This is a genomic window from Sulfurimonas sp., from assembly GCF_028714975.1.
GTDB lineage: Bacteria > Campylobacterota > Campylobacteria > Campylobacterales > Sulfurimonadaceae > Sulfurimonas.
On record NZ_JAQTLH010000007.1, the window covers coordinates 16179 to 39139 of the forward strand.

General features: G+C 36.1%; 25 protein-coding genes. 16 read left to right on the top strand and 9 right to left on the bottom strand.

The genetic code is table 11. The annotated features are described in order from the left end of the window. Positions 1 to 169 precede the first annotated feature (169 nt). The 16 genes from PHQ93_RS07290 (at position 170) to hypF (ending at position 14545) form a co-directional block, all read left to right on the top strand. Entirely contained in the window at positions 170 to 451 is a 282-nt protein-coding gene (locus PHQ93_RS07290) for a HypC/HybG/HupF family hydrogenase formation chaperone (protein WP_299942653.1), read from the top strand. After that, the gene (gene hypD / locus PHQ93_RS07295; protein ID WP_299942655.1) at positions 448 to 1575 is read left to right on the top strand and encodes a hydrogenase formation protein HypD; all 1128 of its coding nucleotides are present in this window, start codon (positions 448 to 450) and stop codon (positions 1573 to 1575) included. The genes PHQ93_RS07290 and hypD overlap by 4 nt, the downstream gene beginning before the upstream one ends. Positions 1576 to 1603: 28 nt before the next feature. Further along, positions 1604 to 2617, top strand: a complete 1014-nt coding sequence (locus tag PHQ93_RS07300; protein ID WP_299942657.1) for a Fic family protein — start codon at positions 1604 to 1606, stop codon at positions 2615 to 2617. A gap of 16 nt (positions 2618 to 2633) precedes the next feature. After that, entirely contained in the window at positions 2634 to 3329 is a 696-nt protein-coding gene (locus PHQ93_RS07305) for a CHAD domain-containing protein (RefSeq protein ID WP_299942659.1), read from the top strand. Next, positions 3326 to 3823 carry a histidine phosphatase family protein gene (locus PHQ93_RS07310; RefSeq protein WP_299942661.1) on the top strand — a complete coding sequence of 166 codons (498 nt, stop codon included), beginning with the start codon at positions 3326 to 3328 and terminating at the stop codon, positions 3821 to 3823. The genes PHQ93_RS07305 and PHQ93_RS07310 overlap by 4 nt, the downstream gene beginning before the upstream one ends. Before the next feature lie 2 nt (positions 3824 to 3825). After that, complete coding sequence (pyk, locus tag PHQ93_RS07315) at positions 3826 to 5289, top strand: pyruvate kinase (protein WP_299942663.1); 1464 nt, start codon at positions 3826 to 3828, stop codon at positions 5287 to 5289. 31 nt (positions 5290 to 5320) lie between these two features. Beyond that, positions 5321 to 6340 (top strand): aldo/keto reductase, encoded by a 1020-nt coding sequence (locus tag PHQ93_RS07320; RefSeq protein WP_299942665.1) that lies wholly within the window; start codon positions 5321 to 5323, stop codon positions 6338 to 6340. A 129-nt stretch (positions 6341 to 6469) separates the two neighbouring features. Then, on the top strand, positions 6470 to 6919 hold the full coding sequence (locus tag PHQ93_RS07325; RefSeq protein WP_299942667.1) for a hypothetical protein: 450 nt from the start codon (positions 6470 to 6472) through the stop codon (positions 6917 to 6919). Then, positions 6909 to 7574: a nucleotidyl transferase AbiEii/AbiGii toxin family protein gene (locus PHQ93_RS07330; protein ID WP_299942669.1), complete on the top strand. Its 666-nt coding sequence runs from the start codon at positions 6909 to 6911 to the stop codon at positions 7572 to 7574. Before PHQ93_RS07325 ends, PHQ93_RS07330 begins: the two co-directional genes overlap by 11 nt. A gap of 184 nt (positions 7575 to 7758) precedes the next feature. After that, on the top strand, positions 7759 to 8013 hold the full coding sequence (locus PHQ93_RS07335) for a type II toxin-antitoxin system Phd/YefM family antitoxin (RefSeq protein WP_299942671.1): 255 nt from the start codon (positions 7759 to 7761) through the stop codon (positions 8011 to 8013). Further along, entirely contained in the window at positions 8006 to 8293 is a 288-nt protein-coding gene (locus PHQ93_RS07340) for a type II toxin-antitoxin system RelE/ParE family toxin (RefSeq protein ID WP_299942673.1), read from the top strand. The genes PHQ93_RS07335 and PHQ93_RS07340 overlap by 8 nt, the downstream gene beginning before the upstream one ends. Positions 8294 to 8351: 58 nt before the next feature. Further along, positions 8352 to 8666 (top strand): nucleotidyltransferase domain-containing protein, encoded by a 315-nt coding sequence (locus PHQ93_RS07345; protein WP_299942675.1) that lies wholly within the window; start codon positions 8352 to 8354, stop codon positions 8664 to 8666. 200 nt (positions 8667 to 8866) lie between these two features. Then, positions 8867 to 10897 (top strand): P-loop NTPase fold protein, encoded by a 2031-nt coding sequence (locus PHQ93_RS07350; RefSeq protein WP_299942677.1) that lies wholly within the window; start codon positions 8867 to 8869, stop codon positions 10895 to 10897. An 18-nt stretch (positions 10898 to 10915) separates the two neighbouring features. Next, positions 10916 to 11908 (top strand): hydrogenase expression/formation protein HypE, encoded by a 993-nt coding sequence (gene hypE, locus PHQ93_RS07355; RefSeq protein ID WP_299942679.1) that lies wholly within the window; start codon positions 10916 to 10918, stop codon positions 11906 to 11908. Continuing rightward, complete coding sequence (gene hypA, locus PHQ93_RS07360) at positions 11909 to 12250, top strand: hydrogenase maturation nickel metallochaperone HypA (protein WP_299942681.1); 342 nt, start codon at positions 11909 to 11911, stop codon at positions 12248 to 12250. It abuts the gene before it with no gap. 63 nt (positions 12251 to 12313) lie between these two features. Then, on the top strand, positions 12314 to 14545 hold the full coding sequence (hypF, locus tag PHQ93_RS07365; protein ID WP_299942683.1) for a carbamoyltransferase HypF: 2232 nt from the start codon (positions 12314 to 12316) through the stop codon (positions 14543 to 14545). Here hypF and PHQ93_RS07370 read toward each other — a convergent pair. Genes PHQ93_RS07370 through PHQ93_RS07410 form a run of 9 tightly spaced genes read right to left on the bottom strand, consistent with a single transcriptional unit; the run spans position 14525 to position 22952 of the window. Next, entirely contained in the window at positions 14525 to 15316 is a 792-nt protein-coding gene (locus PHQ93_RS07370; RefSeq protein ID WP_299942685.1) for a shikimate dehydrogenase, read from the bottom strand. The two genes, hypF and PHQ93_RS07370, sit on opposite strands and share 21 nt — an antisense overlap. After that, a complete protein-coding gene (locus PHQ93_RS07375) occupies positions 15317 to 16720 on the bottom strand; it encodes an anthranilate synthase component I family protein (protein ID WP_299942687.1) in 1404 nt (467 codons plus the stop codon). Positions 16721 to 16768: 48 nt separating this feature from the next. After that, complete coding sequence (locus PHQ93_RS07380; RefSeq protein ID WP_299942689.1) at positions 16769 to 17485, bottom strand: SPOR domain-containing protein; 717 nt, start codon at positions 17483 to 17485, stop codon at positions 16769 to 16771. Positions 17486 to 17532: 47 nt separating this feature from the next. Further along, entirely contained in the window at positions 17533 to 18075 is a 543-nt protein-coding gene (locus PHQ93_RS07385; RefSeq protein WP_299942691.1) for a DUF1882 domain-containing protein, read from the bottom strand. Between the two features lie 9 nt (positions 18076 to 18084). Continuing rightward, positions 18085 to 19332, bottom strand: a complete 1248-nt coding sequence (locus PHQ93_RS07390; protein WP_299942694.1) for a serine hydroxymethyltransferase — start codon at positions 19330 to 19332, stop codon at positions 18085 to 18087. A 51-nt stretch (positions 19333 to 19383) separates the two neighbouring features. Next, complete coding sequence (lysS, locus tag PHQ93_RS07395; RefSeq protein WP_299942696.1) at positions 19384 to 20898, bottom strand: lysine--tRNA ligase; 1515 nt, start codon at positions 20896 to 20898, stop codon at positions 19384 to 19386. Between the two features lie 11 nt (positions 20899 to 20909). Further along, positions 20910 to 21386, bottom strand: coding sequence for a Fur family transcriptional regulator (locus PHQ93_RS07400; protein ID WP_299942698.1), 477 nt, complete (start codon positions 21384 to 21386; stop codon positions 20910 to 20912). Position 21387: 1 nt separating this feature from the next. After that, positions 21388 to 22038, bottom strand: a complete 651-nt coding sequence (locus tag PHQ93_RS07405) for a CvpA family protein (protein WP_299942700.1) — start codon at positions 22036 to 22038, stop codon at positions 21388 to 21390. Further along, complete coding sequence (locus PHQ93_RS07410) at positions 22038 to 22952, bottom strand: GGDEF domain-containing protein (protein ID WP_299942702.1); 915 nt, start codon at positions 22950 to 22952, stop codon at positions 22038 to 22040. The genes PHQ93_RS07405 and PHQ93_RS07410 overlap by 1 nt, the downstream gene beginning before the upstream one ends. Positions 22953 to 22961 lie beyond the last annotated feature (9 nt).

Consider the following 22961-nt stretch of genomic DNA (forward strand, 5'->3'; position numbering starts at 1 on the left):
CTAGTTATATCTCTTGTAGCCAAATATCTGCTTGTCTATGTAAAGGCAAAGTTGTAGCCTCCGTGGCGACCGACAATATCTAAAACTAGTTTAGATTGATATAGCAATATGTTTAAAAAAAAGATAAAATAAGTCATAAGAGAAAGTAAGTTAAATACAAAGAGTAGATATGTGCCTTTCAATTCCCAGCCGTGTAACAAAAATAGATAAAACTACAAACACCGCAACCGTCGATACTATGGGAGTGAGCCGTGACGCTTCTTTAGACCTTATGCAAGATGGCAGTGTAGAGGTCGGGGATTATGTTCTTATACATGTCGGTTTTATTATGAACAAAATCGACAAAGAGGATGCGCTGTTGTCTCTTGAAGCGTTTGAAGAGATACTTGGGCGGATGGATGATGATGAACTGCAACAGAGCATAATAGATAGCGATAAGTGTTTTCAATGAGTAAAAAATTAGAATTAAAAGAGCTCTATTTCGGCTTTAGAAATCCACAAACCATAAAAGCGTACGCAAAGCTTATAGAAGAAGAATCAAAAAAGCTTACACACGATGTAAATATCATGGAAGTTTGCGGAGGGCATACGCATACCATTATGAAGTACGGGTTAAATCAGATTTTGCCTGAAAATGTCAAGTTCATTCATGGTCCCGGTTGTCCTGTTTGCATCATGCCAAAAGAGAGGATAGACCACGCCTACATCTTGGCACTGCAAAAAGATGTGATTTTGATTACCTTGGGTGATATGATAAAAGTTCCAGGAAGTCACGGAAGCCTGCAAGATGCAAGGGCCCTTGGAGCCGATGTCAGATTTGTCTACTCTCCTGCCGACACTCTAAAAATAGCTTTGCAAAATCCAGATAAAACCGTTATATTTTTTGCCATAGGTTTTGAGACGACTACGCCTATGACATCCGCGCTTATAAATATGGCAATAAAACAAAACATTAAAAATATTCTCTTTCACATCAACCATGTAACCGTTCCTGAGCCTATGAGGGTTTTGCTAGACGATGAGACAAACAAGATAGACGCTTTCATCGGTCCGGCTCATGTGAGCGTTATAAGCGGGAGCAAGATTTACGACGAATTTGCCAAAAAATATAAAAAGCCCTTGGTTGTAAGCGGATTTGAGCCTGTCGATGTGATGAAATCTCTCTATATGATTTTAAAACAGTTCAATGAAAAAAGATGCGAAGTTGAGGTCGAGTACAGCAGAAGCGTAACAAAAGAGGGCAACACCGAGGCGCAAAAACTAAATGAGAAGTTCTTTGAGAGACGGGAGCATTTTAGATGGCGAGGTATCGGCGACATAGCCCAAAGTGCGCTAAAGTTAAAAGATGAGTTTAGCTATCTTGATGCGGAAGCCCTTTACAGAGATATACTACCGAGCCAAATGATAGACGACCATAAACTCTGCATCTGCGGAGATATCTTAAAAGGCAAAGCAAACCCGAAAGATTGTAAAGTCTTCTCTAAAGCCTGTACGCCATCAACCCCGCTTGGAAGCTGTATGGTAAGCAGCGAGGGTGCATGCGCGGCATACTACAAGTATGGAAATCTGTTATAATAACTAACATAAGATTTGGAGCAAAGTTATGAGCTATAAACCGCCTTTTACGATTACATCTAAGATGATTAATCTTGTGAGTGAGATAAGTGAAGCCTTAACAAAAATAGAGGTGTATGAACATACTCTAATAACTCCATATTTAAGAAAAATAAATCGTATAAAAACATTGGCAGGAACTTTAGAGATAGAGGGAAATTTTTTAGGCGAAGAGAAAATTACAGCTATTTTGGATGGTAAAAGAGTTTTAGCTACCGTATTGGAATTGGCAGAAGTTAACGGTGCTATAAAAGCTTATGAAAAATTTGAAGAGTATGATTGTTATTCTTTAAATGATTTGCTTAAAGCTCATAAAATTTTGATGGGAGAAATTTTAACGACAGCCGGAACTTTTAGAAGTGTTAATGTTGGAGTCGGCGGACAAAGCGGAGTAACGCATGTTGCACCTCCGTTTTACAGAGTGCCGGATTTGATGTGTGATTTGTTTGAGTGGTTAAAAAGTTCAGATGAGCATCCGCTGATAAAAAGCAGCGTATTTCATTATGAGTTTGAGTTTATTCATCCTTTTAGCGATGGAAACGGCAGAATAGGGCGGCTTTGGCAAAGTGCTATTTTATACAAGTGGAAAAATATTTTTTCTTCAGTGCCGACTGAGAGCATAGTTAGAGATTATCAAAATAGTTACTATAAAGCTTTGGAAGATTCTACAGAGTTAGGCGAGAGTACACCGTTTATAGAGTTTATGCTTGAAGTTATTTTAGAATCTATAGAAAAGGTCGGTAATAAGGTCGGTAATAAGGTCGGTAATAAGGTCGGTAGTAAGGTCGGTAATGATTTGAATGAAAATCAGAAGTTAATTATTCAAAGTATGAGCCAAAACCCAAAAATATCAGCTAAAAAACTCTCAGATATTGTTGGAATATCGGTTAGAAAGATAGAAGAAAATATTTCAAAACTAAAAGAGATGAGAGTTATTGAAAGGGTCGGCGGAACTCGTGGGCATTGGAAGACTATGGTATCTTACAAAAAAACAGAGCAATGAAAGAGCTTGAAATATTATGCAAAATAAACTTTTATCAAAAAAACTAGAAGAGTTTAAAAAGTATATCGGTCAGTTTATACTAAAGCGAAGAAGCAGTGTTAAAAGCATCCATTCATTAAGGGTCAATAGTAGGGAGTTGCTCTCTTTGGTAAGTGTGGATGATCCGTTTTCAACTGAGCTTAAAAAAGTAATCAAGCAAAGTAACAAGATACGGGATATGGATGTGTTTATACAAACATATCTCGGCTCTTTGCCAAAAAAATATATTTTGAAATTAGATATCAAAACTATCAAAAAGTTTATAAATAAAAAAAGAGAAAAGAAGATAAAAGAGCTTCATCTTTATTTAAAATCTTTAGTTATTCCCCATAGTGCCGAGTTTGAAAATAATGTGCATAACAAATCTCTAAAAAGTATAAAAATAGAAACGCTAAATCAAGAAGAGTTGCATAAGTACAGGATTTACATAAAAAAAAGGTTGTATAACGAGAAAAACAGCACTCCTTTAGATGAGGAGAGAGTAGAGATTCTTACAAAAATAAAAGATTTACTGGGAAAGATAAACGATAATTATAACGGTTTGAAAAGATTAAACCACTTTGTGGTTAAACATAAGCTCTACAAAGAGATTCAAGATTTCACAAATATAGAAAATTTAAAAATTTTTAAAGAGTTTAAAAATATAGAAGATGAGTATGGATATGCATTATGAAAAAACTATATATCATTAGACATGCAAAATCAAGTTGGAAAGATGAAGCTTTAAATGATTTTGATAGACCGCTAAACAAAAGAGGCAAGCAAAACGCTCCTTTTATGGGAAAAAGACTAAAAGAGAATGGCATAATGCCTGATATTATCGTATCAAGCCCTGCATTAAGAGCCAAAACTACGGCAAAAATGATTGCCAAAGAGATAAAGTATGCTAAAGATATTCTCTTTAACCAAGATATCTATGAGTCAAGCCAAAGCACACTTCATAAGATATTGACTAAAATTGATGATAAGTGCGGCATACTTTTTTTAGTAGGACACAACCCCGCTCTAAATATGTTGGCAGAATATTATGTCGATTTTAGCCAAAACATCCCTACAAGCGGAGTTGTCGAGATAGAGTTTGATTGCGATAAATGGGCGGATATAAGTGCGAAAAATGCAAAATTTATATCATTTGATTATCCAAAAAAATATAAGGATACTTATTAATCATGAAAAGAAGAACAAAAATAATAGCAACGCTTGGACCATCATCCGATAGTTTAGAAAAAATCATAGCCTTAATACGAGCCGGAGTAAATGTCTTTAGACTAAATTTTTCTCACGGTACTCATGAGTATCACGCCAGTGTTTTGCAAAGGATTAGAGAGGCAGGCAAACTGACAAATTTGTTTATCGGAGTTTTACAAGACATTAGCGGTCCAAAGATAAGGGTAGGGGCTTTAGAGGGTGCTTTTGAGATAGCAGTAGGCGAAAGAATAGAGATTTTAAAAAATGATATAGTCGGATATAAAAACCAAAATAGTGGTTATACGCTAAGTATATGTGAGCCGAAAATTTTGCAAAATCTTCAACCGGATAGTTATATCTTTTTTTGCGACGGACAAATCAAGACAAAAGTAGTGCAAATCGAAGACGACAGGGTGGTAGTAGAGGCTCATAGCGGCGGCGTGTTGTCTTCTTATAAAGGGGTGAATTTTCCAAACACAAAACTTGGGCTTGAGGTACTTACGCCAAAAGATATAAAAGATATAGAGTGGGGTGTAAAAAATGATGTGGATTTTATGGCAATATCGTTTGTCCAGCATGCCGGGGATATCATAAAAGCCAGAGAACTTGTGACTTCTTTTGGCGGAGATGTGCAACTCTTTGCCAAAATAGAAAAATTTGACGGCGTTGAAAATATTGATGAAATCATAGATGTAAGTGACGGTATAATGGTCGCAAGAGGCGATTTGGGTATAGAAATTCCATACTATGAAGTGCCGCAAGTTCAAAAAATGATTATCAAAAAAGCAAATGAGATGAGTAAACCCGTAATCACCGCTACTCAAATGCTTCTCTCCGTAACAAACTCTAAAAGCGCGACAAGGGCCGAGATAAGCGATGTGGCAAATGCGATACTCGACGGCAGCGATGCGGTAATGTTATCCGAAGAGACAACCGTCGGCAAGTATCCGATTGAAGCAGTAACGATTATGATGGAAACCATCAAAGCAACAGAGAGATCCACTTATCCTTACTATAAATTTGGAGATTTTGAAATGCACGACTCTACTGATAGTATAAACTATTCGGCTGCAAGGTTGTCAAATCATCTAAAAACAGACGGAATTTTTACTATGACAAACTCCGGCGACAGCGCTAAAAAGATAGCCAGATATAGACCGAGTCAAGCCATTTATGCTGTTTTTCATACAGAAAAAACCGCAAGACTGCTCACTATCGTTTGGGGAGTAGTTCCCGCATTTTTGGTAAAAAAAGGCTCAATCGGGCAGATGTTAAATCAAGTATTTACAGACGGAGTAAATCGCAATTTTATCAGCCCTGATAAAAGCTATATCCTAACGGCAGGCGACCCGTCTGATGTCAGAGGCAGTACAAATATGATAAGAGTGCTTAAAAAAGATGAGATAGAGTTTTTTATCAATCTAAAAGATTTAGATTGTTATTAAAAATGAAAATTCTTTGGTAGAGGAGCTTTAAATGCAGTACAGATACATAGGAAAAACGGGGCTTAGAGTAACTTCTATCGGGCTTGGGACAATGAGTTTTGGCAGTTGGAGCGACGAGGCGGAGGCTTTTAGGATTATGGATAAGGCGTATGATAGAGGGATTAACTTTTTTGATACCGCCGAACTCTATCCTGTACCGCCGAGGGTTGAAGATGCGGGCATAACCGAGACAATAATCGGAAAATGGCTAAAAGGCAAACCAAGAGATAGCATTATTTTAGCTTCAAAAGTCGCAGGTGCCGCAAACGGCTGGTTTGTTCCGCCCATCCGACATGGGTATACAGCCATTGATAATTTTCATATTAAAAGAGCAATCGAAGGGAGTTTAAAGCGGCTTCAAACGGATTATATCGACCTCTACCAGATGCATTGGCCGGATTCAGTCGTACCCATAGAGGAGTCGTTAATGGCTTTTGACGAGCTTATAAAAGAGGGCAAAGTTAGATATATAGGAACTTCAAACGACACCGCTTACGGACTCACAAAAGCAAATGAGACTTCAAAACGATTGAGTATTGCAAGATTTGAGTCCATACAAAACAACTTTTCACTGAACAATCCGCGGTTTTTGGATGAGCTCTCATATGTGTGCAAAAGAGAGCAGATATCGCTTCTGGCGTACTCACCCATAGCAGGAGGAGTGCTCAGCGGTAAATATAACGGGGAGCTTTATCCGCAAAATGCGAGATACTCGGACTATCTCATCAGTAAAAATATTCGTCTAAACTCTCAAGCCGCAAAGTTTGTAAATGAAAAATCACTCAAGTCCACAGCACGCTATCTTGGTATTGCAAAAAAGCTTGAAATCTCTCCCGCGACTTTGGCAGTAGCCTATACAAAACAGTTTGACTTTGTTGCATCGACGATAATAGGTGCAAGAAACAGAGAGCAGATGGATGAGTCACTAGCCGCGCTAGATATGACTTTGAGTGAAGAGACCATGAGTGAGATAAAAGCAGTGCAGCAAGAGATAATGTACCCGATGGGGTGAGTGAATCATAAGCTTATACATTTCAGATTTACTTTACAAGTATATGATAACAAAAAATTTTTAATATTTCAGGTATTGACATTATAGGCGAATATCGCCTATAATATTAAAAATAGCAAAGGATTTACTATGACACAGCAACAAATTAGTAAATTACTAGATGTACCAGATAGAACTTTAAGAGACTGGAAAAAGAATCGCTATAGGCTGTACCATCTACTAGAATCATTAGAGTATGATGAAGCAAAAGAGAAGATCAATGCAGTTGATATTGATGATGTAGTTGTATTTAATCCACAAAAATACTCACACAATCTTTTTTGGCAGACAAACGAGCAAAGCGAACAAAAGGTTTATTCTATCATCTCGAACTATTTATCGAGCATGAATGAAAATGATATAAAAACACTATGTGAGCAGTTTGGTAAAAATCTAGTTAGGAGCGTACTCAAAGATAAATATAAAAAGATGTACGCAAAGGGCTACATTGCTACAAGTGGCATAGACATACCCTTAAGTGGCAGATATGAAGAAAATGGAGTATATAAACAACTGCTAGGCATCATAAATGACTGTTAATGTCAAAAATGCACTAGATAAAATCTGCAACAATGAAATTTTTAACAATGAGCTGTACTTCGTAGGAGGTACGGCTCTGGCTTACTATCTAAACCACCGAATCTCAGAAGATATAGATATAATCTCTGCTAAAACATTAAATCATAGATATATCATCCCAAGTATGAGCGTTGTTGGAGCCAAAAAACTAGAAGATGAAAATGTAACTGCTTTGAGATTAGCGGGATTGTTCCCTGATGAGTACATGATAAAGTTTGTGCTAGACAATGTAAAATTAGAGTTTTTTCAGGCAAATCGTCCAATCCAAAAAGAGATACTTTCAACCGCTACATTTACAAACTATGAAAACTCAAGATTAAAGATACTTGATGTTAAATCTGTCGCAAAACTAAAAATAGTGGCATTGATTATGAGAGAAAAATCAAGGGATTTGTTTGATTTTAGTGCTATATTGGAAAACAAGGTACTGCCTATAGATGAGATTATTGAACTATTTTCTAAAGTTGATAGTAAAATTAGTTCGGTTGATGGTGTTGTACATTTTATGAAGTTGAAAAAAGAGCCTAAAAATGATGAAGCTGTCTATCTAAGCGAAAGTGATAAAATGGATTTGAGTTTTGAAGAGATTAAAGAGCGAGTACTTGAAAAAATATAGAAAAAATGTATTGTGTACTATGTTGTTAAAAAGTCCTTATTTAAGGCATTTGGATGCTGAACAATACAAAATAATGTACCCGATGGGATGAGTTTTATTTTTATGTAGGGTTTGATTATCCGAAAAAAGAGATTGTTAGAGGGAATGTGTTACAATGACAATATTCTGTCATAAAGGTTTTTAAATGCAAGCACTAAATTACACAAATGCTAGAAATAGTTTTAAAAGTATCATAGAAAATGTGTGTGATAACAATGAAGAAGTGATAGTTACAACAAAAAATAATAAGTCGGTCGTAATCATTTCACTTGATGAGTATAATGCCACACATACAAAACTAAAGCAAGATGTACAAAATGCTATAAAAGATATTCAAAAGGGTGACTTTTTGGATATTGACGATGCCTTTGAGTTAGCGAAAAAGTCCTATCGTGCATAAAATAGTTTTTTCAAAAATAGCAGCTCTTAGCTTAGTAGAACAAGCTAAATATATTTTTGAACAAACAAAAAATGAAGATGTAGCCGATAGATACTTAGATAAGATGAAAAACTACATCATCCAAACGCTCTCTAACTTCCCAAAATCAGGAAGACCTACGGAAGAACTTTTATCAAATACCAGAAAACTAGTCTATCAAGGATACTCTATAATTTATAGTGTTTCTGACACGCAGATAGAGATTTTAGTGATTTTTAGAGAAAACTTGCCTAAGTTATGAAAAATGTAATCTAGGATACGCCGTTATGATATAATTTTTGAATGTTTAAAGGAAAAAGATGAGAGCAACAAAAGAGAGTATATTGCACTATTTAATAGAATTAAAAGCAGAGTTCTCAAAAGATGGCATTACGACATTTGCACTTTTTGGAAGTTTCGCCAAAGATACGCATGGTGTATATAGCGATATAGATGTAGCCATTGCAAAAAGAAGCGACTACCTATCTCACAACTCTTCTTACTCCTATTTCGAGACTATCTCAAAGATTAAAGATAAAATAAGAAAAAAATTTCACCGCAATATAGATATATTTGACCTTGACAGCCAAAGCCCATTTAAAGAGACAATACAAAAGGAACTTATATATGTTTAGTCAAAAAGCCATAGAAACACAAGGACTTCCTATCATAAAAGAGTCTGTGGATAAAATAATGAAAATGAGAGAGGATTTATAAAATGCAGACAATAAACCTAAAAATAGACGATGCTTTTTTTCCGTATTTTAAAGCTATTGACATAATCGGCGGAGCTCGTAGGTATTTGGAGATAGTAAAATAATTATGAGGATAAAAAATGCGACATCGTGACATACCAAAAAAAAATATAGAAGATGGTGATGATTTAAAGTTTGCTCCATATGCTTCAAGGGTGGCTCAAGGGATATTGAATTATTCTCAAAATGAAACATTTATTATATCCCTTGAAGGAGAGTGGGGCAGCGGTAAGACTAGCGTTATAAATTTTATTAAAGAGGATTTAAAAAAGCAACAAGAAAAAGTTGAAATTTTAGATTTTAATCCTTGGCTAATCACGGGTATAGAACAAATCATAAAAGTTTTTTTTGGTGAGCTGATAAAGGTTTTATCATACGGTTCATTTGCTGTAAAATGGAATGAAGATATAAAAAAAGATTTGCAAACATTGGCATCATTGATTTTGCCTGATAATATCAATATAGATGTAGGTTTAATTAAGCTTGGATATAAACCAAAAGATGTTTTATTGCCAAAAAGTGAAAAGACCTTAGCACAAATCAAAGAAAAAATAAATAAATATTTAAGAGACTCTGGTAAAAAAATAGTTGTTATAATAGATGATATTGATAGACTTACGGATAAAGAGACCGAGCTTATATTTAGACTTGCAAAAGGGATTGCAGATTTTGATAATCTTATCTATATACTACTTTATGATAAAAAAGTAGTGACAAAATCACTTGAAAAGTTCAAATCGGAGAATGGTCAAAAATATCTTGAAAAGATAGTTCAGTATCCGCTAACTATTCCCAAAGCACATAAAATTAAGATAAAAAATTTATTATTTAAAGAACTTGATAAGATACTTAAAAGACTCCATTTTAAAAAAGTAAAATATATTTTTAATCAAGAAACTTGGAATCAAGTTCATTTAGTAATTGATAAATATATAAAAACAGTAAGGGATATAAACCAGATAGCAAATATTATCTCATTTGAATATCCAATAATTGCAACGGAAGTTAATTTTACAGATTTTTTTATAATTTCACTTATTAAACTAAAAAACCATACTCTTTATGAATTAATTCAAAATAAGCCTAATAATTTTTTTATTGATGAACATAAAACTTATGAACCTGAAAAAGAGGAAAAAAGAATCATAGAAAATTTTGAAAATAATATGAAAGATTTTCATGAATTTAAAGATTTGTTGGAAATAATTTTTCCTGTATTTAGTGAAGATGATTATAGAAGCTCTGACAGTCATAAAGCAAAATATATTAGTGATATTTATTATTTTGAGAATTATTTTTCATTTTCAGTATCTGATGATAAATTGTCAATGAAAGAATATTATGAGATAAAAAATTTATTTATCAGTAGTGATTTTGAAGCATTTAAAGAGATTATGCTAAAAGCTGATAAAGAGCAAAAAAGTACATATTTTTTGGATATGTTTGAGGAATTTGATGAACATATAAAAAAAGAAGAAATAGAAAATGTATTCTTCAACGCATTGAAAATGACAACGAAAGATAATCTATTATCTTTGCTGCTTAATGTAAGTAGTAGCTATCAAGAACTGGCATATGATGTTTTAGTTAAACATCCAGAACTAGATGAATTCATATTAAATTTTTATAAAACTAATAAAGAAGTAGATTTTAAACTAAAAGTTAATTTATTACAAAAAATAAATAAAGAAATAAAAGAAGCACATAGTGATAAAAAGCTAAAAATTTTAAATAAAACACTTTTAGAACTTAATAGCCTTGTAAAAAAAGAACTAGAATCTATCAGATTTGAGAATATTGGTAATTATAAAGGAACTCTAGGTTTAATAGGTCGTTTTGATTTGTTTGGAGCTTCTATTGATAAATTGAAAGAGGATATAAACAAAAACATATTTAAATCAACTGATAATTTCTTTAAAATATTAAATATATTTAAGGGTACTAATATTGTTAATGGTAGCTATGAAGAACACTATATATCAAAAGAAAGTCTTGAAAAACTATTAGAATTAAAAGAAGTAGAAAACTATATAGATAATTTGGATAAATCAGATTTAACAAATGAACAAAATACTTTATTAACCTATTGGAAGAATAATTATGGATGGTAAATATATAAGGATAAATCAATGACTAAAACAATAAAACTTTCCCACGGAAACGGTGGGCAGGAGAACAACGAGCTGATAAGCGATGTTTTTTACAAGGCATTTAAAAACGACATCCTAGATAAGAGCGAAGATGCGGCTATCATTGAGGGTGGAAAGCTGGCATTTTCAACTGACAGCTTTACGGTAACTCCGCTTTTTTTTGCAGGGGCGGATATAGGCAAACTTGCCGTTTGCGGAACTTGTAATGACCTTGCAATGATGGGTGCAAAGCCGAAATATCTTACTTGTAGTGTGATAATCGAAGAGGGTTTTAGCGTAGATGAGCTTGAGCTCATAGTTTCATCTATGCAAAAAGAGCTTGAAATCAACGGTGCAAAAGTCGTAAGCGGGGACACTAAAGTGGTACCTCGCGGAAGCGTTGACAAGATATTTATAAACACGACGGGCATCGGCGAAGTTCTTCATGGTGGGATTAGCTCAAATGCCATTTCAATCGACGATATTATACTTCTTAGCCGCGATATTGGGTGTCACGGGGCGACTATATTTGCATCTCGCGAGGGGATTGAGTTAAGTTCTGCGCTTCAAAGCGACTGCACCTCTCTTTATCCAACCGTAAAGAGTTTGATAGATGCCGGCATAGATATAACGGCTATGAGAGATGCAACGCGCGGCGGAGTTAGTGCGGTGTTAAACGAGTGGGCAAAACAGTCAAATATCTGTATAGAGGCAGATGAGAGCAAAATCGTTATAAGTGACGAAGTTATGGGACTTTGCGAGCTTTTAGGGTTTGATGCTATGTCTTTGGCAAATGAGGGAACTTTTTTGCTTGCAGTTAAAAAAGAAGAAGCAGTGAGGGCAGAGCAGATTTTAAAAACATTTAACAAAAATGCTTCCATCATCGGCAAAGTGACAAATCTGCATCCAAAAAAAGTCATTATAAATTCGGCGTGGCAAACGCAGAGGTTTTTAGATATGCCAAGCGGTGAACTGCTCCCAAGGATCTGCTAAATGCATGAGTATAGCATTGTGCTCTCACTCATTGATAGTTGCGAAGAACATGCAAGAGCGAACTCTGCAAAAAAGGTAACAAAAGTTGTAGTTAAAATAGGCGTTTTAAGCGGAGTTGAGCCTCATCTTTTAAGTGAAGCTTACGAGATGTTTAAGCTCGGTACAATATGTCAGGAAGCTGATTTGGTTGTAAATCTTCAAAAAGTAAAGATACACTGCAACAGCTGTTTGGTTGAATCAGAGCTTGAAAAAAATGAATTCATCTGTCCGTTATGCGGTAGTTTTGACCTAAAGGTTCTTGATGGCGAAGAGATGTATTTGATGAGTTTGGAGCTGGAATAAATGAGATTTGATTTTTTTGTCACTGCGAGCGCAGCGCGGCAGTCTATGATAGGATTTTAAATTATGTTTTATTCAATAGAGATAAGAGGTGTGGTGCAGGGGGTCGGTTTTCGTCCTTTTATCTACAACCTTGCCGCTTCATCTGGGTTAAAGGGTCAAGTTTCAAACAACGGTTACGGCGTGCTGATACTTCTTGATGCTTGCCAAGAAGAGCTAGATGCGTTTGTCCAAAAAATAAGAGCCAATCCGCCGCCCCTTTGCGAGATAGACTCCATAAAAATAACTCAAATAAAAAAAACAAAATCGTTTGAGTGCTTTAGTATCCAAATGAGCGAAAGCGCCAAAAGTCTATCGAGTCATATACCGTCTGACATTGCAATGTGTGCGGAGTGTGAGAGCGAACTTAAAGATAAAACCAACCGCAGATTTGAGCACCCGTTTATCACATGCACAAATTGCGGACCAAGATACAGCATCATAAGAAATCTTCCCTATGATAGAAAAAATACATCTATGGATGAATTTGTTATGTGCAAAAAGTGCGCGGCAGAGTATGAAAACCCGCATGACAGAAGATACCACGCTCAGCCGATAGGGTGTCATGAATGTGGAGCAAGGCTCTCTTTATTGGATAATAAAGGCAAAATAATAGAGAGCGTAAATATAATAGATAAAGCAGTAGAACTTATAGCTGAGGGCAAGATTGTGTGTGTAAAGGGAATCGGCGGCTATCATCTGATTTGCGATGCTACAAATGATGATGCCGTGAAACTTTTGCGAGAGAGAAAAAAGCGACCCTCAAAACCTTTTGGAGTAATGGTAGAAGATATTGATGTCGCAAAAAAAATTGCTATCATAAATGCAAAAGAGGAGGAGTTGCTCTGTTCAAATAGACGACCGATAGTTTTGCTTAAAAAAAGAGACGATAACAGTTTGAGTGATTTTGTCGCTCCAAATATCAATCAAGTCGGTCTTTTTTTGGCATACACTCCGCTTCATCATCTTATCTTGCAGCGTTTAAATACTCCCATAGTCGCTACAAGCGCAAATATATCTGATGAGCCGTTATGTACTACTTATGATGATATTATGAAGCTACGGGGCATTTGGGACTACTGTTTGGAGCATAATAGAGAGATACTAAACAGCTGCGATGACTCGGTTGCTTTTGTTGAAAATGAAAAAGTATTTATGCTGAGAAACGCAAGAGGATACGCGCCTCTCTACTTAAGGCTTCCGCAAACGACATCTAAAAAGATTCTCTCTCTTGGAGCGAATCAGAAAAGCACGGTTGCCATAACCGTAGAAGATAGCGTAATTCTCTCACCATATATAGGGGATTTGGGAAGTTTGTCAAGCATAAACCATTTCAAATCACATATAGAGACGCTTAAGAGAATCTATGATTTTACTCCCGATGTGGTTGTCTGCGACAAACATCCAAACTATGAATCCACCAAATACGCCAAAGAGCTAGTAGCGCAAAATCAAGAGGTAGAGCTACTGCAAGTTCAGCATCACTACGCGCACATTCTGGCAACTATGGGTGTAAAGGGTATAACGACAAAAGTTTTGGGCGTGAGTTTTGACGGAACGGGGTATGGGGATGACGGCAATCTTTGGGGCGGAGAGTTTTTGGTGTGTGACTTAGAGGGCTATGAGAGAGTAGGGCAGTTTAAATATTTTAAGCTTATCGGCGGTGAGAAGGCGATAAAAGAGCCGCGGCGTGTTGCACTTGGCTTTTTGTTTGAGATATACGGCGATGGAGTTTTTAATCTCAATAATCCGATAACCAACTCTTTTTCTGCCGCTGAGATAAAAACTTTATATACGGCATACAAAAACGGACTAAACTCGCCGCTTTCAAGTTCATGTGGGCGACTCTTTGACGCTGTTGCATCTCTTTTGGATGTTGTTCAGGTTTGCAGTTACGAGGGTGAGAGCGGACTGCTTTTGGAGAGTCTATATGATGAAAATATCACGGAGTATTATAAGTTTAGCATGCAAGATAATGAGATAGATTTTAGCCAAATAGCAAAACAGATTTTAGATGAAGAAAACAGTCGTATTGCAGTTTCAAAGTTTTTTAACACGATAGTGGAGATTATTTATCTGGTGCAAAAAAAGTACGATTTGCCATTGGTTCTAAGCGGAGGAGTGTTTCAAAACAGAGTACTTTTAAGGCTGATTATGAAGAAAATCCCTGATGTTATTCTACCTGAATCGTTTGTCAGTAATGACGCCTCAATCGCTTACGGACAAGCGATAGCCGCTTTAAATCTCAAAACTCTTTGACATATGGGTTTTTATATCATCAGTTTTTAACTCATAATTTACGAATAGCTCGTTTGCCAAAACACCTTGACCTAAAAGCATATCGGCACCGTCTTTACAGGTAATATTTTTGCTTTGTGATAGTTTTAAAAACGGTGTTACTTTACCGTAGATAGCATCTGCTACAAAAGAGGTGTTGTATAAAATCTCTTCTATTAATGTTAAAGGAGCCGGCAACTCTTCATCTTTGAGTCCGGCACTTGTTGTATTTACTACCAAATCATATTTTTTTAGTTTAAAATCTTCCCAGCTAAAACACTCACACCCAAGTTCCCTAAAGTATGCAAGTCTCTCTTTGCTTCTGTTTAAAACGCTTACTTTTATGCCGGCATCTATAAATCTTGCAGACAAAGCCTTCGCAGTTCCGCCTGCACCGAGAACTAAAATATTTTTTATATCGCCGAACTCTTTTATAGCGAACATAAAACCGTCCGCATCGGTGTTGTAGCCTATTAACTTGCCATTTTCATTTACAAGGGTATTTACAACGCCCACTTTTTTTGCAAAACCGCGAACTTCATCACAAGCCTTGTATGCCGCTTCTTTATGAGGAACGGTAACATTAGCTCCACTTAGTCCAAGAGCAAAAAAAGTTTCTCTGAGTTTTGAACCGTCTGTTAGATGAACTCTCGTGTAGCAAGCTTTGTAGTTTAAGTTTTTAAATACGCTGTTGTGCATAAGCGGAGAGCGGGAGTGCGCAACAGGGTCGCCAAATATGGCAAACAATTTCATTTAGTCTAAATCCTCTAACGAAGCAACAAGCGCGCCGAGTTTGTTTTTTACTTCCAAGTACTCAAGCTCGTTTTGGCTATCGGCTACAACGCCTGCACCTGCTTGAAGAACAACTTTGTCCTCTTTTACCAAAGCAGTCCTGATAGTGATTGCGCTGTCCATATTGCCATCAAATCCGAAGTAGCCTATGCTTCCGCTGTAAAAACCTCTTTTTAGACCCTCAAACTCTGCTATAAGCTCCATTGCTCGTATTTTTGGCGCACCAGTCATAGTTCCTGCCGTAAAAGTTGCCATAAATAGGTCAAACATATCTTTATCGTCCGCAAGCGTAGCCGTAACATCCGAGACGATATGCATAACATGTGAAAATCTTTCGATATGCATCATATTTTCAACTTTTACGCTTCCCGTCTTTGCTACTCGGCTAACATCATTTCTTCCAAGGTCTATCAGCATAAGATGTTCAGATAACTCTTTTGGGTCATTAAGCAGCTCCATTTCAAGCTCCATATCTCTTTGCTTTGTAGCGCCTCTTTTTCTTGTTCCTGCTATCGGGCGAAGAAGAAGTTCCCCGTTTGTAACTCTTACCATAACTTCAGGAGAACTCCCGACAATATTAAAATCTTCATACTCCATCAAAAACATATAAGGGGAGGGGTTTTTACTTCTTAGGATTCTGTAAAAACTAAAGGGATCGACTTTTATCTTTCTTGTAAAACGGTTTGTCATAAGGATTTGAAAAACATCACCGCTTCTTATCATCTCTTTTGATTTGTCGACCATTTTGAAAAACTGCTCTTTAGAAAACGCAAAGCTGCCTTTGTCATCCCCGATGTTTCTCTTCATATGAACATATTCATAAGAGTTTTTTAGCTCGGCTTCAATCGTGTCAAATTTATCACTCATCTCTTTTAGCGTTGAAACAAGAGTTAATTGATAATTTTTATGAGAATAGACCAAAATCATTTTTGGAAGTATAAGATCCAAATCTGGAGTATTTAGCTCATCTTTTAAACTATCCATAATATTATGGAGTTTTGGCTCAAAAACCTTGACCATATCATAACCGATATAGCCGATAAACCCGTCTACATAACCGACTTTAAGTTCACTTGTAGCTTTTTTATATATTGAAGTGTCTATGTTTTTGTAGTAGTTTTTTAAAAAAACAAACGGAGATTCTTCTTTTACATGTACTGTACCGTTTGCATCCGTATATAGCGTTTGATTGTTTATGTACTGAACTCTTTCTCTTGCACCGATACAGATGAAGCTGTAGTTTCCTTCGCTTCCTCCTGCACTCTCAAAAAGATACGAAATCTCATCTTTAAAGATGTTTTTTAATTTTGCATAAACTGCAATAGGAGCTAGCTGGTCTTGTATGAATTGTTTAGAGTAAATCAAATGGGTACCTTGTAAAAAAGAGTCGCTCCCGTAAAAGGAGCAAATTAATTATATTTTCGTTAAAAAAGCACCCGGTTCAACAGAGCTTCTCACTTTTACCAATGCTTTTCTTGCTTCTTCTTGAGAGGAAAACGGACCTACTAAAACTTTGCTCACCGTTCTAGTGTTTATTTTAACCTCATGAAACTTATATTTGTAACCTAATTTCGTAATTGAACTCAATAGTTTTTCATCAGGCTGGCTTTTTTCAAAAGAACCGACTTGAATATAGTGATTGCCGAGGGAATCGTCTGCAACAGTAGGTGCACTAGCCGTCTTAGGCGTAGGAAATGCAGGTACGGTTGCTTCTTTAGCCGCTACCTTTTTAGTTTCTGCTTTTTTTGGCTCTTCAACAACTGCCGCTGCTTTAGCACTCTCTTTTTTTACTGTTTCAGCTGTTTTACTACTCTCTTTTATGCTCTCTTCTTTTAATTTTTGTGCGATTTTATCAAGAGAGCCGTTTTCCGGTGCACCTTCTTGAACAACTTTTACTTCTTCAAAAAGAGGTTCGTTATTTCCTGCGATAATCTCTTTTTGAGGTTCAGGAGGAAGCGCTGCTTGAGGTAAATTTTTCGTACCGCTTGATGCAAGTGAATTCATAAGCATTACTACAATAATTAAAATAATACCTAAAGTAGCAACTGCCAAAATGATTTTTCTATTTCCGGCAGATGAGCTATTTTTATTTAAGATAATATCATTAAGTTGATTTCTTTCTTCTTCCATAACTTCTCCTTCTTTATTCATAGTTTATAATAATACCCAAAACTTATTTACATATGCTTTGACCAAGAAGCACCTCGTTCTTTAGAATAAACTTCATACGGAAGAGTAAGTATGTTATACTCTTCAGGCATCTCGTCATTTGGAAACATTCTCCACTGTTTAGGCTGTTTTGCCGCTAGTTTCATAGATATCATTTTTCCGAGTTGGATAGCCTCTTGAAGCGTGGTGTGACCTTTATGAATGTAAACATGAAGATGACCCTCTGTTTTTGTTTTAAAAGCGGTAAAGTTTATAAAACCCTCTTCACGAAGAAGAAGTTGAGTCTTGTGGTAAAAACGTTCAGGATCTCTTCCGTTATAGTCGATTACTATATTTTCGACTTTGCCGAGTTTGTTGATCAGAGAGTGAGCTATGGTTATCTCACCCTTTGTGTGTTGGTTTATGACGCTTTGCGATAATGTGGAGTTTACTTTTTCAAACTTATTGTAAAATGTGCGACCCTTGAAAACTATTTTATTGACTACTTCATCTTTTTTGATCCAGTAGTGATCTGTTAGCATTTTTATAAGTTTTAAATCCATCGCCGTCATAAGTTATCCTTAGTATGTAGGTTGATTGTATATTACAAAATTTTGAGCTAATTCTTTTAACTCTTTTTTGATATTTGCTTGCAGCTCAGTATTGTTGATATCATCAAGAACATCAGCAATCTTATTTGCAATAAATTCAAACTCTTTCTCTTTCATTCCTCTGCTTGTAAGCGCAGGGCTTCCGATGCGGATACCTGAGGTTACAAACGGACTTCTTGTCTCACCAGGAACCGTGTTTTTGTTTACGGTAATACCCGCATTTCCAAGTGCGATATCTGCATCTTTACCTGAAAAATCACGATTTAAAAATGAGAGTAAAACTAGATGGTTGTCAGTTCCGCCGCTTACTAAGTCATAACCTCTTTTAACCAAAACTTCTCCAAGAACTTTAGCATTAGCTTTTACTTGCTTTGCGTAATCTTTCCATTCAGGAGAGAGGTTGTATTTAAATCCGACTGCTTTTGCAGCGATTACATGAACAAGCGGTCCGCCTTGAAGAGCAGGGAAAATTGCAGAGTTCATTTTTTTAGCTATCTCTTCATCGTTTGTCATAATCATACCGCCGCGAGGACCTGCAAGAGTTTTATGTGTTGTAGTCGTTACTACATGTGCATAAGGAAACGGGCTAGGGTGCTCACCGGCTGCAACAAGTCCGGCAACATGCGCGATGTCGGCAAATAAAATTGCTCCGACTGCGTCGGCTATTTCACGGAATTTTTTAAAGTCAATCTCTCTGGCATAAGCAGAAGCGCCGCAAACAATAATTTTTGGTTGAACCGTTTTTGCAATCTCTAAGATTTTATCATAATTCATGCGACCGTCAAGCTCAACGCCATATGTAAAACTTGAATAGTTTTGACCGGAAAAACTAGGCTTACTTCCATGTGTCAAGTGTCCGCCATGACTTAAGTCCATACCGAGAAGTTTATCACCTGCTTTTAAAAGTCCGGCATATACGGCAGCGTTTGCTTGGCTTCCTGAATGAGGCTGAACATTTGCAAAGTTACATCCAAAAAGTTTACATGCTCTGTCGATTGCTAACTGCTCAACACCGTCTGCGTACTCACAACCGCCGTAGTAACGCTTACCAGGATAACCCTCTGCATACTTGTTCGTAAATACGCTTCCCATAGCTTCCATAACAGCCGGAAGCGTAAAGTTTTCAGATGCAATCATCTCTAAATGGTCAGTTTGTCTCTCCAACTCTTTTTCGCATAAATCGAAAATTTCTTTATCGTAATCTTGTAAAAAACCCATTTTTATATCCTTTTCTATTTAAATTAAAATGCCAAAGAAGAATTTCTTTGACTACTCGTTCTCTTCATTCTTCTCTTCGTTATGCAATGGTTTCATAGCGGGAAATAGTAAAACATCTCTAATTGAATGTTCATTTGTAAGCAGCATTACCAATCTATCTATGCCTATGCCTTGACCTGCCGTCGGGGCCATACCGTAGCTAAGTGCTTCAACGAAATCCAAATCCATCTCATGCGCTTCATCGTCACCGCCCTCTTTTGCTGCACCTTGAGCTTCAAATCTTTGAAGTTGATCAATCGGGTCGTTTAACTCGCTAAAAGCGTTTGCAATCTCGCGCCCTGCAATGAAAAGCTCAAAACGCTCAGTGATATCCGGATTTTTATCGCTTCTTCTTGCAAGAGGAGAGATTTCAACCGGATATTCTGTGATGAAAGTCGGATTTATAAGTTTTTCTTCAACAAACTCGTCAAATAGTTCGCCTTGAAGTTGACCTAAGTTTAGACCATTTTTAACTTGAATATTACGGCTTTTTAAAAACTCTACTATCTTATCTTTGTCATTTACTATCTCTTGCGGAACTCCGCCGATAGTGTATAGCGACTCTATTAGAGGTACTTCGCTAAAGCGGCTAAAATCAACTTCCATATCTCCGTAAGGAAGCTGTGTAGGCAGATTTAAGTGATCAAAGAGGTATCTAAAATACTCTTTTGTAATCTCAATCAAATCTTTGTATGTTTTGTATGCCCAGTAGAACTCTATAGAGGTAAACTCAGGGTTGTGAGTAGCGTCCATACCCTCATTTCTAAAGTTACGGTTTATCTCAAAAACAGCTTCAAATCCGCCGACAATAAGTCTTTTTAGATATAGTTCAGGAGCGATTCTTAAGTATCTGTCGATGCCGAGCGCGTTGTGATGAGTTATAAACGGCTTAGCGTTTGCACCGCCGGCAATAGGATGCATCATAGGAGTTTCAACTTCTAAAAAGCCCTTGTCTTCAAAGAAGCGGCGAGTTAGAGAGATGACTTTTGAACGAATTTTGAATGTTTTACGGACATCTGCGTTCATTATAAGATCGAGATATCTTTTTCTGTATCTAGTCTCTTTATCGGTAATACCGTGAAATTTTTCAGGCAGCGGTGATATAGCTTTTGTTAAGAGTTTTAGTTCATCCGCATGCAGAGATAACTCTCCTTGACCTGTTACAAAAGGGTAACCGCTCACTTCTACTATATCGCCGACTTCTATATTTTTCTTAAAAGTCTCATTATAAAAATTTTCAGGAAGGTTATCTCTTGCTACATAGACTTGAAGAACTCCACTCTCATCTTCGATTTGGATAAAGCTGGCTTTTCCCATAATTCTAAATAGTTTTATTCGACCGCTTAAAGTATAGTGGCGATTTTCGTCTCTTTTGTTCTCTTTGTTAATAATGTCAGAATTTACATTTAAAAATTTTTCAATCGTCGTATTTCTTTTAGAGTCGTTAGAGTATGGATTGATTCCATCACGTCTTAGAAGTTCTGCTTTTTCAATTCTTTGTTGTATAAATTTATTATCAAAAACCAATAGTTTTTCCTTTATTTTTTTTGGCAATTCTTACAAATTCCGTAAATTTGCATAGAGTGGTCTTGCATATCAAAACCTAGCTCATCGGCAATTTTATGCTGTCTCTCTTCTATCTGTTCGTCAACAAACTCCGTGATACTCCCGCATACCGTGCAGATAAAGTGATCATGGTGATGTTTGGCACCGAGTTCATACTTCTTTCCTTGCGCGCCGAAAGAGAGCGATGTAACCATATCCGACTCTTCTAAGAGAGATAGAGTTCTATATACCGTTGCAATTCCTGTTTTTAAGTCGGGAAACTTCTCTTGTATAAGATTGTGAAGCGATTCCGGCGTTAAATGTTCGTCAGAGTTGTACAAAGTTTCGAGTATCACTTCTCTTTGAATTGTAAACTTTAGGTTGTTTTTTTTAAGCAGCTCTTTAAAGTTATTAAGTAATTGTTTGTATGCAACTGTTTTATCATTAAAATCGGTTGTAATTTCAGACATATTATTTACTCTCTTTATTAGGTGTATTTTGCTCTACATTTTCATTTAATATTTTCTTTGTCTCTTCTAAAGTTTTTAGTGTTGAGTTTTGCAGAGTTTCACTGATGCTCTCTTGCATCATCTCCGTACCTTTATTTATAGTTTTATTAAGGTCTTGGGAAATTTCAATGGTATCAAGTTTCATAATAACGCTTCCGATTTTAACCAGCATAGGAAACACGATGCTGTTTTTCATCATTTGGTCGATATTTGTTTTTACGGCTTTAATATTATAAGCTGCATATGCAATAACCGAGGCAATAAGAAAAAATTTACTTGCACTAAAGATAAAACCTAAAGTTTTATCAAAAACACCGAGCCCGCTTACAGAGCTGAGTTTTTTAAATAGTGCTCCCACTCCGACCATAAAGAGCCAAAAAAGTGCAAGGGTAATTAAAAAGCCGGTAAAGCTAACGGCTGCACTGCTTTGAAGTTTAAAAATAGAGTCGCTTACCAGTTTACCTACATTTTCACCTACTCTAGAAGCTATAAAAATACCGCCGATAATGCCTAAAAGACCAAACAACTCTTTGAAAAAGCCGTTTATGACCCCTTTAAGTCCTAAAAAAAGAATAATAATAGAAACTACGATATCAAAATAACTAAACGCCATTATTTAATAACCTTAGAAACCATGTTTTTGCCGTTGTGTTTAGAAGCATAAAGAGCTTTATCCGCTCTTGAGAGGAGTGTGTCAGGCGTATCGTTTTCAATAAATTTCGTCATACCGATACTTGCGGTTACGGATATATTTTCACCCATATAAACCAGTTTATTTGAGCAAATCAGCTTTAAAATTCTATTCGCAATAGCTTCACTGTCTTCATCATTGTTGCGATTTAGTATGACCGTAAACTCTTCACCGCCGAATCTAAAGATTTTATCTCCGTCTCTGAGTGTTTTTCTGAGGATATTTGAAATAAAAATCAAAATTTTATCACCGGCTATATGCCCATAAGTATCATTAATAATTTTAAAATTATCTATATCGAGCATTAACACATGCAGAGTATACGGTATGTTTTTATTTGAACATACGCCGTTAAGATAAGAGATTAGAGCTCTTCTGTTAAAAACTTTTGTAAGCGGATCTAAATTTGTAGTTTCTTCTAATGTTCTAACTTTTTCCGAGAGTTCCGAAATGATTTGATTTGCTTTTTTTACTTCGTCGGTCATATGAGTTTGAATCTCGCTAAATTTACTCGTTAAAGTTTCCAAATCAATTTGTTTGTTATTGCATTTTTGCAGTGTTTGTTCGTTGAGCTGTGTAAGCTCTCCAAATTTTTGATTGGTATTTTTATAAGAGCTTAAACTTTGACTTACAAGTTCTTTGTATGAATTACCAAAAGCTGCTTTTGCATGTTCTATGGAGTCGATATCTTTATCATTTATGTTTGAAACGATATCAATAGCATCTTTTAGATAGTTGACAACTTGCCCTTTTGTCGCATTTTCATCTGCATCAATGCGCTCAAGGAGGTTTTCGTAAATCTCTTCTATAAGTGCTTTTAAATCGTTTTTTTGCATAATATATAA

Excerpts from the sequence above, each read along its gene's own strand:
- PHQ93_RS07380 (WP_299942689.1), bottom strand. The coding sequence starts at position 17,485 with ATGGAAGAAGAAAGAAATCAACTTAATGATATTATCTTAAATAAAAAT.
- PHQ93_RS07410 (WP_299942702.1), bottom strand. The coding sequence starts at position 22,952 with ATGCAAAAAAACGATTTAAAAGCACTTATAGAAGAGATTTACGAAAAC.
- hypE (WP_299942679.1), top strand. The coding sequence starts at position 10,916 with ATGACTAAAACAATAAAACTTTCCCACGGAAACGGTGGGCAGGAGAAC.
- hypF (WP_299942683.1), top strand. The coding sequence starts at position 12,314 with ATGTTTTATTCAATAGAGATAAGAGGTGTGGTGCAGGGGGTCGGTTTT.
- PHQ93_RS07400 (WP_299942698.1), bottom strand. The coding sequence starts at position 21,386 with ATGTCTGAAATTACAACCGATTTTAATGATAAAACAGTTGCATACAAA.
- PHQ93_RS07300 (WP_299942657.1), top strand. The coding sequence starts at position 1,604 with ATGAGCTATAAACCGCCTTTTACGATTACATCTAAGATGATTAATCTT.
- PHQ93_RS07405 (WP_299942700.1), bottom strand. The coding sequence starts at position 22,038 with ATGGCGTTTAGTTATTTTGATATCGTAGTTTCTATTATTATTCTTTTT.
- PHQ93_RS07290 (WP_299942653.1), top strand. The coding sequence starts at position 170 with ATGTGCCTTTCAATTCCCAGCCGTGTAACAAAAATAGATAAAACTACA.
- hypD (WP_299942655.1), top strand. The coding sequence starts at position 448 with ATGAGTAAAAAATTAGAATTAAAAGAGCTCTATTTCGGCTTTAGAAAT.
- PHQ93_RS07325 (WP_299942667.1), top strand. The coding sequence starts at position 6,470 with ATGACACAGCAACAAATTAGTAAATTACTAGATGTACCAGATAGAACT.
- hypA (WP_299942681.1), top strand. The coding sequence starts at position 11,909 with ATGCATGAGTATAGCATTGTGCTCTCACTCATTGATAGTTGCGAAGAA.
- PHQ93_RS07330 (WP_299942669.1), top strand. The coding sequence starts at position 6,909 with ATGACTGTTAATGTCAAAAATGCACTAGATAAAATCTGCAACAATGAA.
- PHQ93_RS07305 (WP_299942659.1), top strand. The coding sequence starts at position 2,634 with ATGCAAAATAAACTTTTATCAAAAAAACTAGAAGAGTTTAAAAAGTAT.
- PHQ93_RS07310 (WP_299942661.1), top strand. The coding sequence starts at position 3,326 with ATGAAAAAACTATATATCATTAGACATGCAAAATCAAGTTGGAAAGAT.
- PHQ93_RS07390 (WP_299942694.1), bottom strand. The coding sequence starts at position 19,332 with ATGGGTTTTTTACAAGATTACGATAAAGAAATTTTCGATTTATGCGAA.
- pyk (WP_299942663.1), top strand. The coding sequence starts at position 3,826 with ATGAAAAGAAGAACAAAAATAATAGCAACGCTTGGACCATCATCCGAT.
- PHQ93_RS07320 (WP_299942665.1), top strand. The coding sequence starts at position 5,321 with ATGCAGTACAGATACATAGGAAAAACGGGGCTTAGAGTAACTTCTATC.
- PHQ93_RS07335 (WP_299942671.1), top strand. The coding sequence starts at position 7,759 with ATGCAAGCACTAAATTACACAAATGCTAGAAATAGTTTTAAAAGTATC.
- PHQ93_RS07370 (WP_299942685.1), bottom strand. The coding sequence starts at position 15,316 with ATGAAATTGTTTGCCATATTTGGCGACCCTGTTGCGCACTCCCGCTCT.
- PHQ93_RS07345 (WP_299942675.1), top strand. The coding sequence starts at position 8,352 with ATGAGAGCAACAAAAGAGAGTATATTGCACTATTTAATAGAATTAAAA.
- PHQ93_RS07385 (WP_299942691.1), bottom strand. The coding sequence starts at position 18,075 with ATGACGGCGATGGATTTAAAACTTATAAAAATGCTAACAGATCACTAC.
- PHQ93_RS07350 (WP_299942677.1), top strand. The coding sequence starts at position 8,867 with ATGCGACATCGTGACATACCAAAAAAAAATATAGAAGATGGTGATGAT.